This is a genomic window from Nostoc sp. (assembly GCF_036918015.1).
GTDB lineage: Bacteria > Cyanobacteriota > Cyanobacteriia > Cyanobacteriales > Nostocaceae > Nostoc.
The window spans coordinates 80,531-95,224 of the sequence record NZ_JBALEO010000009.1; the positions used below are offsets into that span (position 1 = coordinate 80,531).

Consider the following 14,694-nt stretch of genomic DNA (forward strand, 5'->3'; position numbering starts at 1 on the left):
CGAACGCCAACGCCAAGGGCGAACGCTTAAATTCTTTCCATCTCTCCTCCTCCGTGTCCTCTGCGCCTCTGCGGTAGCCTGTGGCAAGCCGTTCGCGTAGCGTCTCGTAGAGAAGCGTCTACGTTATTCTAAATCTATAACTTCTTGCGGCAACTCAAATAAACCATCTTCTCCAGCTTCAAAATCAATCACCTGATACACAGCATCAATATTTAACTCACCATAAATGTGAGGAAATAATTCGCCTATTTCAGCAGGTTCATAGCGAATTTCAGCTTGGACTTTTTCAGAATCAATAAAAAGTAGTACCAGTTCTTTTTGATTATCAAAAAATCTTTTTGCAACTTTGAGTATTTGCGTTGATTTTGAACAGTGGATAAAACCTTCACTGTCTAACGAATTAGCGCGATATGTACCGAGATTTTTTGCTTGTTCCCATTGTTGGCGTTTGGTGATATGGAGAATGGTGTTCATATAATATCTAGGAATTGCTGCGGATTGTAATATTTTCAGGAAATCTTCTACATTTGTAAAGTCTTTAAGTACTTTGGTAGCGCCTACATTTGTTAATTTAGGATCACCTATTCCAATAAAAGCAATATTCAACCGATAGGCTGCTTTGACATCCCAAACACCATCACCTACAAAAACAATTTTTCGAAAATTTTCAACTTGATAAACATTCTTCGCTTTGATAATAGCTGTCTTAATAATATCTTCTCGTGAAAGTGCATCATTAGCTGAAGCCAATGGAATACCTTCTATTGGTAAATTAGGTTTTTGAAGTTTTAATTTAGCAGGTTCACACCAACCACCTGTTGCGATCGCAACACACCAATCAGAGTCTAGCTGTAATTTAGCTAATATATTTGCAGAACCAGGAATTTCGCTGAATAAATCTTGGTTATTAATAAACGCTTCCTGAAGTAGACTAACAAAACGTGCTTTAAGTCTAAGTAACTCTTCATTTGAAGGAAGACGTTCTAATTTTTCTTGGAAAATTTGCTGGGTAATTCCAGAATCTGTGGTGTATGTGTATTCAGTCCAATTTGTATTTATACCAAAAATTCCAAATTCCAATGCAAAAGCACGCACAAAACAATTTTCATCAATTTTGTAGGTATTGGTTAGTGTACCGTCAATATCAAAAATTACTAATTGCATATAGCGATCGCTCTAAAAAATTATTCTTTAAAATATCTCATCCAGATGTTAAATCTGTAACACAATCTACTTGAGTTTACTTTATAAATTGTTTTTCATAATCGAGTGAATGAGTGAATGCGATCACTTGCAATTATTTTTCTTTCCTTTTATTGTTAGCATCTGGCGATGTACAAGATAGCAATTTATGTTGATTGTATCATTTTCCGAAGATCATCTAAAGGTGATTCCGTTTCATTAGAATTATCAGGATAAAATTCTAGGGCTATCGTAATGTTAAGGTTGCCATCTTCTCTAATAAATTTATGTTGTAGGCATGGAGAAATAATTTCTGTAGATACTTTTATTTTGAGTTTACCTGCTTGCCAGTCTGTAGAGCCAACTTTAAAAACTTTACAGTTTATACCTTCTTTAGAAGATTGCCATGTGATATTTTCAGCTTGAAAGCTGTCTTCGTTTATGCACAGCTTATTAAAAAGTCCCGAAACTGAGAAATCACTATGATTTTCTTTTAATTGTGTACGAAATTTCTGGCTAAAGTTTTCAGATATCAATTCTTTGAATCTGCTAACAATATATGTATCGTTATTAAATAACAAAACATCAGCACCAAAGTCTAATAGTTGGTAGATATTGCTCATGTTAATCCTAGTAGTCAATGTAAATTAGGAAGTGTCCGCATGATAATTTAAACTAATTAACTATTTTAGCCCGCAATTGGTACTATCAATTCAGTGACAATACTGGTATTCAAGCTGCTAAAGATAATCACTCAACAATATTATTCTTTAAAATCTCATAGCCAGACACCCAAATAGAAAGTCTTTCTTTACGCTGTTGCATAAGGTTTTCATTCTATAAATTAGGTAGAATACAAACATCTGGCGCACACAAACCAGGAAATTCCAGCGTTGTCACCTCAAAGCTATCCAAATCTACACAACGAATAGCATGGTTATTAGTATCAGCAATATATAAATGTGAACTCAAAGCACTCAATCCCGAAGGTTCAAAAAAACGAGTATTTTTACCCTGACCATCTTGTAAACCCGCAGAACCATCTCCCAAAACTGTTTGACAATTCCCACTGGGGCTAACTAATTTAATTTTATGGTTATAAGTATCTGCTACCCACAAAAAATTCTGCGCGTATTCCACTCCTAAACAGTGTTGTAAACGGACATCTTCACCTTGTCCATCTACATCACCAAAACCAAATAAACCGCCACTGCCGCAAACAGTTCTTACTTGATAAGGTTCGACAATTCCAACACCACGAATTGAACTAACTTCACTGTCAGCAATATATAATTCTTGCCCATTATTAGTAATACCGCTAGGTTGAGCAAAAGCAGATTCAGTAAGTGAACCATCAATACACGCTTCTGCACCAGTACCAGCATAAGTTTTGATGATGCCAGTTTCTAAATCCATTTGCCAAATTTGATGCGGCCCAGCCATTGCAATAAATAAGATATTTCCTACTTTCACTAAATCCCAAGGGGAATTCAGTGCGGTTTCTAACCCAACACCTCCATGAGGATGGATATTGCGACTTTGTTCGCCAGTTCCCGCAATAGTTTTGACTACTTGGCGCTTTAAATCAACTCGCCGCAATGCATGATTTTCTGTATCAGCAACATAAAGAATCTGATTTTCGGCATCAAATGCCATTCCTTGCGGTGCAAAAAATTGCGCTTCGTTAAAAGCACCATCAGTTAAGCCAGATTGTCCAGTCCCAATTAACTGTAAAATTTCCCCATCAAAGCTACTCATAACTAGGCGGTGATGTCCAGAGTCAGCGATAAACAAACCTGCTTGAGTAGCTAGAACTTTACCAGGAAAAGCTAAAGGTGTGATTAATGGTTGACGCTGTTTTTCTAAAGTCAAGCTTATTTCTTGGAAATTAATTGTGCCTTTGTCTTGGTGTTGCTGAATTAACTTTTGAATCAACTCGTCTAAAGTGTCACGGTTTCCTTCACCAGAAATCTGGCCAATCACGTAACCTTCTGGATCGATAATTATTAATGTAGGCCAAGCACGCACAGCATACTCTTCCCAAATCCGAAAACCTCTGTCAACTATAACTGGATGTTCAATGTCATAGCGCAGGATAGCTTGGCGAATATTTTCTGTTTCTTTTTCGTTGTCAAATTTGGCAGAGTGAACGCCGATAATAGTAAGACTATCTTTATATTTTTGTTCTAAATATTTCAGGTTTGGCAGAATATGCAGACAATTGATACAGCAGTATGTCCAAAAGTCTAAAATTACGACTCTACCCTTAAGTTGTTTAAGAGACAATGGTTTATCGGTATTGAGCCAAAAGTAATTTTGCGGTAATTCTGGCGCTCTGACACGGGGAATCATACTAATTTGTAATTCGTAATTAAGCTCGACTTTATCCATTTTCTAGCAACGCGATACTCCTGCGGAGTCGTTGCACCAACGCTAATGCTAAAACCTATATGGGGTATTATTTTTACTTTTTACTAGGACTTACGCACGAGTTACGAAATAACGAACCACAGAGGCACAGAGGGCACGTAGAAATCAGAGTTTGAGAGATAATTTGCGTAAGTCCTATTTAGATATCACCGTGAATCAGTGACATCGAAAAAGTTTTTGCTAAAAAGTTAGGGTTTTTGCTCTATTGAGGAGAACCCAGTTGTTAATTTTGGATAAAGTCGAGTTAAAAAGATGTTTGAAAAGTCTCAAAGTATACGATAAACGCCACTTTCATTCCTCTCAAAGCATTGAGGAGATGCCGCAGGCTGTGGGGTTATTTCTATGCAGCTTCATAAAGAAATGGTAAAAACAAGGCAGTTTATCTGTTGGTATTTGTTGACCATACAGGAACATTAGAACCTGTATAAATTACCAAGTTTCCATTATTTTGAACTTCGAGACGACAATTAGAACCAAGCCCAGCTGTATTACTTGCCCACACAGCGGTTTCACTATAATTATAGCTGACTAAATTGCAGTCGGTTTGCATGACGGTGTAGTAAACTGATGTGTTAAGAACGTTTGATGCCCACAGAGGAGTGCTGTCAGCATAAAGAACAAAGTTTCCATCAGATTGCTGGATAGCTTTATATACCCCATTAGGTGAAATCAAGTATTGATTAGTGGCAGCGAATAAGTATTGCCCTGTATAAAGTACAGATTTAAGAGATGTAAGGATAGATATATCAATATCCGCTAGAGCCTTGTTTTGTTGAATCAGCAACGCAGCTTGTGATGAAATTGCAAATGCTGTTGCTAAACCTAGAATTTGAGACAGTTTAGATAATTTCACAAACCTACCTCCAATGCAGTTCTGTTGTTTATAGACAATGCTGAGGTTTGATAAGTAGTAGTGTAAAATTAAATCCGGGCGGTTCCCGACCTGGTGAGATACGTTTTTAAAGCTGCTTATTTTGTGAGAAAAGATTTAGGTGTACCTCAGTTACTTAGGAAACGCTATATACATTTGTCATTGTGAATGAAGCGAAGCAAAATGAGGCAATTCGCTTACGGTTTGGAATTGTTTCTCTATGAGACGTTACATTTCATTCCGCTTGCAATGACATAAATAATTTAATTTTGCGTAAACACTTAAGGGTAAATTCAGCTATTAATATCAGACTATACTGTTACTTGCCGTTTAAAAAATAAGTTGTTAAAAAGTTTACACTTTGAAAGGACTGGAAAAACTAACTACTACGAAGTTATCAGCCTGGGTGCAGCTAGCTCAAACCCAAGTTGAACGAGGACAAGTTGCCGATCGCATTCCGCTATTAGCTAAAGCTAATCCTGGTTGGTTTGCAGTTCATATCTGTTGTAAATCGGGGAAAACCATCAGCTTTGGGGATACAGCTTCTATTTTCCCGTTAATGAGCGTGATTAAGACATTTTCTCTACTTTATCTGCTAGAACATCTAGGAGCAGAAAAGATTTTTAGGTGGGTTGGGGTGGAACCATCAGATGCACCCTTCAATTCTTTAGAACAATTAATTAGCGATCGCGGTCATCCCCGCAACCCCATGATTAATAGTGGGGCAATTACTTTGTCTGATAAATTACCAGGAAAGGACGCTAATCAACGCACTCTCTTATTTTGTCAATGGCTTAACCAATTAGCAGGTTGCCAACTAAGTTTAGATGAGGAAATGCTGGCTTCAGTGCGATTAAGCCGTTCAAAAGCCAATGAAGCGATCGCTAATTATCTCACCCAAGCCGGTCATCTAGAAAATATTGAAACAGCACTTGACACATACGAGCAAATATGCTGTATTTCTGGGCAAGTTGAAGATTTAGCCTTGTTAGGAAAACTCCTCGCTTGTGAAAATAGCTATTTATCCCCACAAAACCGCCGGATTGTCAATGCTGTAATGTCAACTTGTGGACTATACGAAGCTTCTGCTCAGTTTGCAGTCAGAATTGGTTTACCGATGAAATCAGGGATTGGTGGTGGACTTGTAGCAATAGTACCAGGAGAGGGAGCGATCGCTTGTTACAGTCCTGGTTTGGATAATATCGGAAATCCTGTAGGAGCGATCGCATTGGTTGAAGTTTTAGCGCAAGAGTTACAGTTGAGTATTTTTGGTTAATTCTGGTTTTTCTGCGTCGGGAGCGGTTGTTTTAGATAACGGCGTAGATTGAGAATTTGGCGTTATAGCGTTTACTAATCACATGAGTTACATCATAATAGTCCCCTCCTCGCTTGCGGGGAGGGGGTTGGGGGTGGGGTGTACCTCACTCTAACTGAGAACCGCTATACCTCTGGCTCTGGTTCTGCTGTTGGCGTAATTATTTTTGGTACAGGAGACTCAATAATCTCTGGCAGTGTGGGTGACGAATTAGGAGATGGTGCAATTGTTACTTGTGGACTAGGTGTCTTACTCGTTAGACGATTAAAAAATCCGCCAAATCTAGATTTTTTTGGCTGAGGTGTTACTTTTTCGGGTAACGGCGTAGATTCAGGAGTTGGTGTTACCTCTGGCTGTGGTTCTGGTGTTGGCGTAATTATTTCTGGTGCAGGAGACTCAATAATCTCTGGCAGCGTAGGTGGCAAACTAGGAGATGGTGCAACAGTTGCTTCTGGGCTGGGAACTTTACCAGTCCCACGGTTAAAAAATCCACCAAATCTAGGTTTTGTTGGCTGAGGCGTTACTTTTTCAGGTAAAGGCGTAGATTCAGGAGTTGGCGTTATCTCTGGCTGTGGTTCTGGTGCTGGCGTAATTATTTCTGGTGGTGTCGGAGACAAAGTGGGAGATGGTACAGCCGTTGGAACTTCTAATTTTGGCTGTTCTGGCTGTGTTTTGAATTGTTCTGGAACTTCAGTTTCAGGAATAGGCTGTTTTTCTACCTTCGGTTGTGTTTGAGGTGTTTTTTCAACAGAAGGTGTGGGTTTAGGTGCAAGTTTATAATTCGGGTCTACAATAGGGCGCACCTCAGCTGCTGTGAGTTCTCCTCTAACAATTCTCGACAGAGTGTCTTTGCCCTTTGGCTGGTAGTCAATCAATCTAACTGTAGTATTAAAAGCATTTTTGACAGCATTTCCTTGATTATCGAGAAATTCTAGCTTTACCCAGTTTTTCCCTGGACGGAAGCCTTTAAGGTAAACTGCTTGCCAGCGATCGAAAATAAAGCTTTCACCATTAATTGTGACGCGAATACGCCAATCACTAAATCCTTCGTTAGCGTTTTCCTTCTCAACGAGATGTAGGGGCGCGTTAGTTAGGTAAAAGTCCAGTAAGATTGGTTCTGCCCCGTAGCTGCTTTGAGGACGGCTGTAAGTTAGCAGGGGTAATTTAGGATCTGGGGTGTTGTCGTCGGTTTTGGTGAAGACGTGAAATGTTGTTTGGGCATAAGCACCTTCATTCTTAAAGCTTTCATGCCAAGGACGAGAGGCAAAGACGCGCAGGGTATGACTACCTGGAGACAAGTCTGGCAAAACTAAGGACTGATTCAGGTCGTAAACAGGTATATAAGGTTGATTATCCAGAATTACGTGTAAATGTGGCCCCAGTTGTAATTGTGGGTCTTTAAATATTGGTAGATCCTTAACCTGAAAACTGGCTGTTACTTTGTTGTCTTGAAGAACTTCATCAAATTTTGGAGTAACAATTGTCACTTGTGGCTGATAAACTTCCAAAATTGGACGCAGTTCTTGAATAACAGATGGAGGGGAAACTTCCGAAAATTGCTTTGAAATTTGAGAAATCTTTGGGGAGTTTTCTTTATAGCCAGTAGATACTTCCTGGCTGTCGGCTTTCTCGCCGCAGCTGGTCAAGCTTAATACCAGCACTAATATCATTACCCACCTGAGAATCGGGAACCTCTGAGGGAGGAGCTTCTCTAACACCCTTTTCTGCCACGAGTTCATGCGTTGCATCCAGTGATAGTCTTCGACAATTGACAGATTATTTTGGCTCAAACTGTCCATCTGGAACTATAGCCCAAACAAAAGGTGAAATCTGCCTCACATCACATAAGTTTTCCTTGGTATTTTCATAAAATTTTAAAATAAATCATAATCCCTACAGCGTTTTACTTGCAAAAATTGAAATATGACATAAATGTTCATGAGTAATAGCAGTAAAAGTTGGAACATGGGCTACATACAGCCAAATCATAAATTTTACGAATTGTTATTCTTTGTAAATTAAATAGATAAACTATTGACTTTTGGACAAAAAGTTTGAAGTTAAAAGCCAGTTAAGGCATGAATTTCAGCAATATTTGACCAAGTTTGAATTATTGTTAAAATATCTCTAACAATGTACAAGTGAAGACTCTATAATTCAACGAGAAACAACAATCCACATAGGTCTTCATCGCGGCTTCAGCAAAATTCTGGAGTTTGCGGTAATGGTTAATTTTGTGGTATTCATGATTCCTCATTCCTTATCAAGAGAGGAGGTCGAATGACAATAAGTCCTCCGGAGCGAGAGGAAAAAAAGGCAAGAGTAATCGTCGATAACGATCCAGTTCCAACCTCATTCGAGAGATGGGCGCAACCTGGACACTTTGACAGATCCTTGGCCAGAGGTCCCAAAACCACCACATGGATTTGGAACCTGCACGCACTCGCCCATGATTTTGATACACATACAAGCGATTTAGAAGACATCTCCCGCAAGATATTCTCAGCCCACTTCGGCCACCTGGCTGTAGTGACAATCTGGTTGAGTGGGATGATTTTCCACGGCGCGAAGTTTTCTAACTACGAAGCTTGGCTAAGTGACCCGTTAAACGTTAAGCCTAGCGCTCAAGTCGTTTGGCCCATTGTCGGACAAGACATTCTAAACGGTGATGTTGGCGGTGGTTTCCACGGTATTCAAATCACCTCCGGTTTGTTCCAAGTATGGCGTGGCTGGGGAATCACAAACTCCTTCCAGCTTTACGTAACTGCGATCGGTGGATTGGTATTAGCAGGCTTGTTCCTATTTGCCGGCTGGTTCCACTACCACAAACGCGCTCCCAAACTGGAATGGTTCCAGAATGTGGAGTCGATGCTGAATCACCACTTGCAAGTACTGCTAGGTTGTGGTTCCTTGGGATGGGCAGGTCACTTAATCCACGTGTCGGCACCGACCAACAAGCTTTTGGATGCAGGCGTTGCTCTCAAAGACATCCCCTTGCCCCACGAGTTCATCTTGAACAAAGACTTGTTGACCGAGTTGTATCCCAGCTTTGCTGCTGGTTTAGCACCTTTCTTCACCTTGAATTGGGGTCAGTATGCTGACTTCCTCACCTTCAAGGGCGGTCTGAACCCAGTAACAGGTGGCTTGTGGTTGACTGATATTTCTCATCACCATTTAGCGATCGCAGTTCTCTTTATCGTTGCTGGTCATCAGTACCGTACCAACTGGGGTATTGGTCACAGCATTAAAGAGATCCTAGAAAACCACAAAGGTCCTTTCACCGGTGAAGGTCACAAAGGTCTCTACGAAAACCTGACCACATCTTGGCACGCTCAATTGGCTACTAACCTGGCCTTCTTGGGTTCGCTGACAATTATCATCGCGCATCACATGTACGCGATGCCCCCATATCCATATTTGGCAACTGATTACGCTACGCAGTTGTGCATATTCACTCACCATATTTGGATCGGTGGTTTCTTGATTGTTGGTGGAGCGGCTCACGCTGCGATCTTCATGGTGCGGGATTACGATCCAGTTGTGAATCAAAACAACTTGCTGGATCGGGTGATTCGTCACCGTGACGCGATTATTTCTCACCTGAACTGGGTGTCTATTTTCCTCGGCTTCCATAGCTTTGGACTTTACATCCACAACGACACAATGCGTGCATTGGGTCGTCCTCAAGACTTGTTCTCTGATACAGGGATTCAGTTGCAGCCAGTATTTGCCCAGTGGATACAAAATATCCACGCCTTGGCTCCTGGTACAACTGCACCTAATGCCCTAGAACCAGTTAGCTATGTCTTTGGCGGCGGTGTCTTGGCTGTTGGCGGTAAAGTGGCAGCTGCACCCATTGTTTTGGGTACAGCGGACTTCCTAATTCACCACATTCACGCTTTCACCATTCACGTCACCGTCCTAATTCTGCTCAAAGGTGTGCTGTACGCCCGTAGCTCTCGTCTGATTCCAGACAAAGCAAACTTGGGCTTCCGCTTCCCTTGCGACGGCCCCGGTCGTGGCGGTACCTGTCAAGTCTCTGGTTGGGATCACGTATTCCTCGGACTTTTCTGGATGTACAACTCCCTGTCTATTGTAATTTTCCACTTCAGTTGGAAGATGCAATCAGATGTTTGGGGAACCGTAGATGCAGATGGGACTGTAACTCATATCACTGGTGGTAACTTTGCCCAAAGTGCTATTACCATCAACGGTTGGTTGCGAGACTTCTTGTGGGCACAAGCTACACAAGTCATCAATTCCTATGGCAGCGCGCTATCTGCCTATGGTCTACTCTTCTTAGGCGCTCACTTTGTCTGGGCATTCAGCTTGATGTTCCTGTTCAGTGGTCGCGGCTACTGGCAAGAACTGATTGAGTCCATTGTTTGGGCGCATAACAAACTGAAGGTAGCACCAGCAATTCAGCCTCGCGCTCTGAGCATTATTCAGGGTCGGGCTGTAGGGGTAGCTCACTACCTCTTGGGAGGAATTGCCACAACCTGGGCATTCTTCCATGCACACATCCTTTCAGTAGGGTAGCAATCAGTTGTGGAGTGCTGAGTGCTGAGTGCTGAGTGCTGAGAAAATACTCAAAACTTGGTACTCAGAACTCAAAACTCAGGACTCTAGACGCTGGTATTTGATGGCTAAAGGTCAGAGGATTTATTAAACCTATGGCGACAAAATTTCCGAAATTTAGCCAGGATCTCGCACAGGACCCGACGACTCGTCGGATATGGTATGCGATCGCTACAGGCAACGATTTTGAAACCCATGATGGCATGACGGAAGAAAATCTTTACCAAAAGATTTTCGCAACTCACTTCGGTCACTTGGCAATCATCTTCCTGTGGGCATCCAGCCTCCTGTTCCACGTAGCCTGGCAAGGTAACTTTGAACAGTGGATTAAAGATCCCCTTCACATCCGTCCCATCGCCCATGCGATTTGGGACCCCCACTTTGGTAAACCAGCGATCGAAGCTTTTACCCAAGCTGGCGCTAGCAATCCGGTAAACATTACCTACTCTGGTCTCTACCATTGGTGGTATACCATCGGTATGCGGAATAACGGCGAACTGTACAACGGTTCAGTGTTCTTGCTATTATTCGCTGCTGTATTACTGTTTGCTGGCTGGCTGCACTTGCAACCCAAGTACCGTCCTAGCTTGGCATGGTTTAAGAGCGCGGAACATCGCCTAAACCACCACTTAGCAGGTTTGTTTGGTGTTAGTTCATTGGCTTGGGCTGGTCACTTAATTCACGTTGCTGTCCCCGAAGCTCGCGGTCAGCACGTAGGTTGGGATAACTTCCTGAATACCCCACCCCACCCAGCCGGTTTGACACCATTCTTTACAGGCAACTGGGGTGTTTACTCTCAAAACCCTGACACTCCTGGACATATCTTCGGGACATCACAAGGTGCAGGAACTGCAATTCTGAGTTTCTTGGGTGGTTTCCATCCCCAGACAGAAGCTTTGTGGCTGACTGACATAGCTCACCACCACCTAGCGATCGCAGTTTTATTCATCGTTGCCGGTCACATGTACCGGACAAACTTTGGGATTGGTCACAGTCTCAAGGAAGCATTGAATGCCAAGAGTTTCTTTGGTATTCCAGTTGAAGGGCCGTTTAACCTACCTCACCAAGGTATTTACGACACCTACAACAACTCTCTGCACTTCCAATTGGGATGGCACTTAGCAGCGCTAGGTGTTGTAACCTCCCTGGTAGCGCAGCACATGTACTCCATGCCTTCCTACGCATTTATTGCGAAGGACTACACAACCCAGGCAGCGTTGTATACGCATCACCAGTATATTGCTGGATTCCTGATGCTTGGTGCTTTTGCTCACGGAGCAATCTTCTGGGTTCGTGATTACGATCCAGAGCAAAACAAGGGTAACGTTCTTGAACGTGTACTACAGCACAAAGAAGCGATTATTTCCCACCTCAGCTGGGTATCCCTTTTCTTGGGCTTCCACACCCTTGGTCTGTACGTACACAACGACGTAGTAGTTGCTTTCGGCACTCCTGAAAAGCAAATCTTGATTGAGCCAGTGTTTGCTCAATTCGTCCAAGCTGCTAACGGTAAGGTATTGTACGGTTTAGATACATTGCTATCTAACCCCGATAGTATTGCTTACACAGCATGGCCTAACTACGCTAACGTTTGGCTTCCAGGCTGGTTAGATGCCATCAATGCTGGTACTAACTCCCTGTTCTTGACAATTGGCCCTGGCGACTTCTTGGTTCACCATGCGATCGCTTTAGGTCTGCACACCACCACCTTGATCTTGGTCAAAGGTGCTTTGGATGCCCGTGGTTCTAAGCTAATGCCCGATAAAAAGGACTTTGGCTATGCCTTCCCTTGCGACGGCCCCGGTCGTGGCGGTACTTGCGACATCTCAGCATGGGATTCCTTCTACCTCGCTACATTCTGGATGCTCAACACCATTGGTTGGTTGACCTTCTACTGGCATTGGAAGCATCTAGGTATTTGGCAAGGCAACGTAGCTCAGTTCAATGAGAACTCTACATATCTCATGGGCTGGTTCCGCGATTACCTCTGGGCTAACTCTGCTCAGTTGATTAACGGTTACAACCCTTACGGCGTGAATAACCTGTCTGTCTGGGCTTGGATGTTCCTGTTTGGACACCTAGTTTGGGCTACCGGCTTCATGTTCTTAATCTCCTGGAGAGGTTACTGGCAAGAGTTGATTGAAACCCTTGTTTGGGCACACGAACGCACTCCTCTAGCTAACCTAGTTCGCTGGAAAGACAAGCCCGTGGCTCTGTCCATTGTTCAAGCTCGTGTAGTTGGTCTAGCTCACTTCACTGTTGGCTACGTCGTAACTTACGCAGCATTCTTGATTGCTTCTACTGCTGGGAAGTTCGGTTAATTTCGGCTGCTAGTTTTGTAGATAAGTAATAAAAATCCCCTGCCGCAAGGTGGGGGATTTTTACATAAAATTGGCTCTTGTTGACTGATATATAATCTCTGGAGTAGGAAGTAATGTATTTGGTAAAATTATTATTGATTTACTAGAATAAAGTTCTATTAAAAGTGGGTGTGAGTTTTAAGCAGACCATTTACCAGTCTTGCACAATTTTCTAGTGATTTTCTGTATTAGGTTGTTGTAGTGCGATAGGGGCAATATGGAAGAACAGCAAATCCCAGACAGATATAAGCCTGGGTTCAAGCAACTCTTGAGCATCGACAGCAAAACTGTAGAAAAATTAATTGATGCTTTGAGACAAGCCTCGCCATCACTACTTATTGAGGATTTAGCATCAGCAGTGGCTTCGCAGGTTCAGGTTTTGACTTTAGAAGAAGTAGTAGATGTCATCGAAGCCTTAATTTCCTTATACAACTTCCGAGATTACACTGGTACATCGATAGATGACTTAGTAAAGAGCATCAGTCAGGCTGTTCAAGATGATGAAGAACTTCCAGATATTTCTGACATACAAAAACAAGACCTTGAGCAGCGATTGACTACTTTTTTAGAGTTTGACGGGGTACTTAGTGTTACCTCTAAAGCAATCGAAGTGATACGCGATCATGAACGTGTATTTACACGTTCTCGTGTTCTTACTGATATGCGTCCCATCTTTGAATCAGACTTAGAAAAAGGCCCAGCCGGTATAGCAATAGTTCATATGCTTAAAATTGAGTATGTAGATTTAGATAGCAAACACGAGTTTTTTGTAGCCTTAGATTCAATAGATTTAGAGCAATTACGTGAACAATTAGATAGAGCAGATAGAAAAGCAAAAGCTATCGAGTTGATGCTAAATCAAGCAAATATTACATTCTTAAATTACCGGGACGTAGAGTAAAGGTTAGAAAAATGGCAGTCGCAGAAAAGGCTAATTTTTGGCTTACTAATACTCAGAAGAGTTTAAAACACTCTCAGCCTGATTATAAAGGAAGCAAACTAAAATTAAAAAGTGAAGACTGGAATTATTCAGAAGATAAACGAAGAATACGTGATGAAAATAATCTTGAAAATTTACTCTTCTTCAAAAGTCCTAAAGGTCGTAAATATGGACAAAAAGATTGCTATCGATATCGTGCTACTTCTAGAGATGTAGACTTAGAAGCTACCTTTACGTCCCTTGTTAACCAATGGCGTGAAGAAAATCGTGGTGTGTCATCTACTAATCAAATGTCGATGCATCCTGCATACCAGCAAATCATTGGTATGGGAAAACCTGTAATCCCACTTTTACTTAGGGAACTGGAAAAGAAATCTGGACACTGGTTCTGGGCATTAAAATCCATCAGCAGAGAAGATCCTGTACCTCCAGAATATAGGGGAAAGGTAAAGGAGATGACTAAAGCTTGGCTAGAGTGGGGTAGGCAAAGAGGCTATAGGTGGTAGGTAATAACGCTTGGGTTAAGTTGGTTACAGAAAACATTGAGCGTGATTATCCTAACCTCACTGTCTATGGATACAAACTTAGCAGTCCAGATACAATTGATTACAACTGTATTGCTTGGGCAGCAGAAGATGATGAAACATGGTGGTGGCCAGATATTCAACATCAATTTTATTGGCCATTGAGTATTAAGAGAGAAGAAACTATAGAGGCTTTTCAACAGGCATTTGAAACACTTGGTTATGAAGTTTGTCAAGGTGATGTTTTAGAAAAGGGATTTCAGAGAATAGCGATATATGCTAATTCCAATAAAGTACCAACTCACGTTGCTAGACAACTACCTACTGGTAAATGGACAAGTAAGCTTGGATCGCTTGAAGATATAGAGCATAATAATTTACAAGGACTAACTGGAAATCCTGGTTATGGTGAGGTTGCCTGTATTATGAAAAAATCAATTCCAGTGTAGAAAATATTTAGCACTAATCTAATTACTAAGTTAAGCTTTAAAATT

General features: G+C 41.8%; 11 protein-coding genes and 1 pseudogene. 6 read left to right on the plus strand and 6 right to left on the minus strand.

The features are described 5' to 3' along the window. Positions 1 to 123 precede the first annotated feature (123 nt). The 5 genes and pseudogenes from V7K61_RS01900 to V7K61_RS01920 form a co-directional block, all read right to left on the minus strand. Positions 124 to 474 (minus strand): DUF952 domain-containing protein, encoded by a 351-nt coding sequence (locus V7K61_RS01900; RefSeq protein ID WP_335050707.1) that lies wholly within the window; start codon positions 472 to 474, stop codon positions 124 to 126. 120 nt (positions 475 to 594) lie between these two features. After that, a pseudogene (locus V7K61_RS01905) lies at positions 595 to 1,164 on the minus strand (HAD family hydrolase); the annotation flags it as partial. Between the two features lie 185 nt (positions 1,165 to 1,349). Next, positions 1,350 to 1,805, minus strand: coding sequence for a KGK domain-containing protein (locus tag V7K61_RS01910; RefSeq protein WP_335050450.1), 456 nt, complete (start codon positions 1,803 to 1,805; stop codon positions 1,350 to 1,352). Positions 1,806 to 2,019: 214 nt separating this feature from the next. Next, a complete protein-coding gene (locus tag V7K61_RS01915; RefSeq protein ID WP_335050709.1) occupies positions 2,020 to 3,534 on the minus strand; it encodes a thioredoxin-like domain-containing protein in 1,515 nt (504 codons plus the stop codon). Between the two features lie 457 nt (positions 3,535 to 3,991). Beyond that, complete coding sequence (locus tag V7K61_RS01920) at positions 3,992 to 4,465, minus strand: hypothetical protein (protein ID WP_335050452.1); 474 nt, start codon at positions 4,463 to 4,465, stop codon at positions 3,992 to 3,994. Positions 4,466 to 4,844: 379 nt separating this feature from the next. Between V7K61_RS01920 and glsA the strand changes: the two genes are divergently transcribed. Then, on the plus strand, positions 4,845 to 5,759 hold the full coding sequence (glsA, locus tag V7K61_RS01925) for a glutaminase A (RefSeq protein ID WP_335050454.1): 915 nt from the start codon (positions 4,845 to 4,847) through the stop codon (positions 5,757 to 5,759). A gap of 164 nt (positions 5,760 to 5,923) precedes the next feature. Here the strand turns inward: glsA and V7K61_RS01930 are convergent, their stop codons facing one another. Further along, the gene (locus tag V7K61_RS01930; RefSeq protein WP_335050711.1) at positions 5,924 to 7,537 is read right to left on the minus strand and encodes a hypothetical protein; all 1,614 of its coding nucleotides are present in this window, start codon (positions 7,535 to 7,537) and stop codon (positions 5,924 to 5,926) included. A 541-nt stretch (positions 7,538 to 8,078) separates the two neighbouring features. Here V7K61_RS01930 and psaA point away from each other — a divergent pair. From psaA to V7K61_RS01955, 5 genes are all read left to right on the plus strand, one after another. Next, positions 8,079 to 10,337: a photosystem I core protein PsaA gene (gene psaA / locus V7K61_RS01935; RefSeq protein WP_335050456.1), complete on the plus strand. Its 2,259-nt coding sequence runs from the start codon at positions 8,079 to 8,081 to the stop codon at positions 10,335 to 10,337. Positions 10,338 to 10,471: 134 nt separating this feature from the next. After that, positions 10,472 to 12,697 carry a photosystem I core protein PsaB gene (gene psaB, locus V7K61_RS01940; RefSeq protein WP_335050458.1) on the plus strand — a complete coding sequence of 742 codons (2,226 nt, stop codon included), beginning with the start codon at positions 10,472 to 10,474 and terminating at the stop codon, positions 12,695 to 12,697. Between the two features lie 256 nt (positions 12,698 to 12,953). Continuing rightward, positions 12,954 to 13,637 (plus strand): hypothetical protein, encoded by a 684-nt coding sequence (locus V7K61_RS01945; RefSeq protein WP_335050460.1) that lies wholly within the window; start codon positions 12,954 to 12,956, stop codon positions 13,635 to 13,637. 11 nt (positions 13,638 to 13,648) lie between these two features. Then, positions 13,649 to 14,182, plus strand: coding sequence for a hypothetical protein (locus V7K61_RS01950; RefSeq protein ID WP_335050462.1), 534 nt, complete (start codon positions 13,649 to 13,651; stop codon positions 14,180 to 14,182). Continuing rightward, positions 14,176 to 14,649, plus strand: a complete 474-nt coding sequence (locus V7K61_RS01955; protein WP_335050464.1) for a DUF7689 domain-containing protein — start codon at positions 14,176 to 14,178, stop codon at positions 14,647 to 14,649. Before V7K61_RS01950 ends, V7K61_RS01955 begins: the two co-directional genes overlap by 7 nt. The last annotated feature ends 45 nt before the right edge of the window (positions 14,650 to 14,694 follow it).

Bases quoted from the DNA above. Each gene is read 5' to 3' on its own strand.
- V7K61_RS01900 (WP_335050707.1), bottom strand. From the start codon at position 474: ATGAACACCATTCTCCATATCACCAAACGCCAACAATGGGAACAAGCA.
- V7K61_RS01910 (WP_335050450.1), bottom strand. From the start codon at position 1,805: ATGAGCAATATCTACCAACTATTAGACTTTGGTGCTGATGTTTTGTTA.
- V7K61_RS01915 (WP_335050709.1), bottom strand. From the start codon at position 3,534: ATGATTCCCCGTGTCAGAGCGCCAGAATTACCGCAAAATTACTTTTGG.
- V7K61_RS01930 (WP_335050711.1), bottom strand. From the start codon at position 7,537: ATGAACTCGTGGCAGAAAAGGGTGTTAGAGAAGCTCCTCCCTCAGAGG.
- psaA (WP_335050456.1), top strand. From the start codon at position 8,079: ATGACAATAAGTCCTCCGGAGCGAGAGGAAAAAAAGGCAAGAGTAATC.
- psaB (WP_335050458.1), top strand. From the start codon at position 10,472: ATGGCGACAAAATTTCCGAAATTTAGCCAGGATCTCGCACAGGACCCG.
- V7K61_RS01945 (WP_335050460.1), top strand. From the start codon at position 12,954: ATGGAAGAACAGCAAATCCCAGACAGATATAAGCCTGGGTTCAAGCAA.
- V7K61_RS01950 (WP_335050462.1), top strand. From the start codon at position 13,649: ATGGCAGTCGCAGAAAAGGCTAATTTTTGGCTTACTAATACTCAGAAG.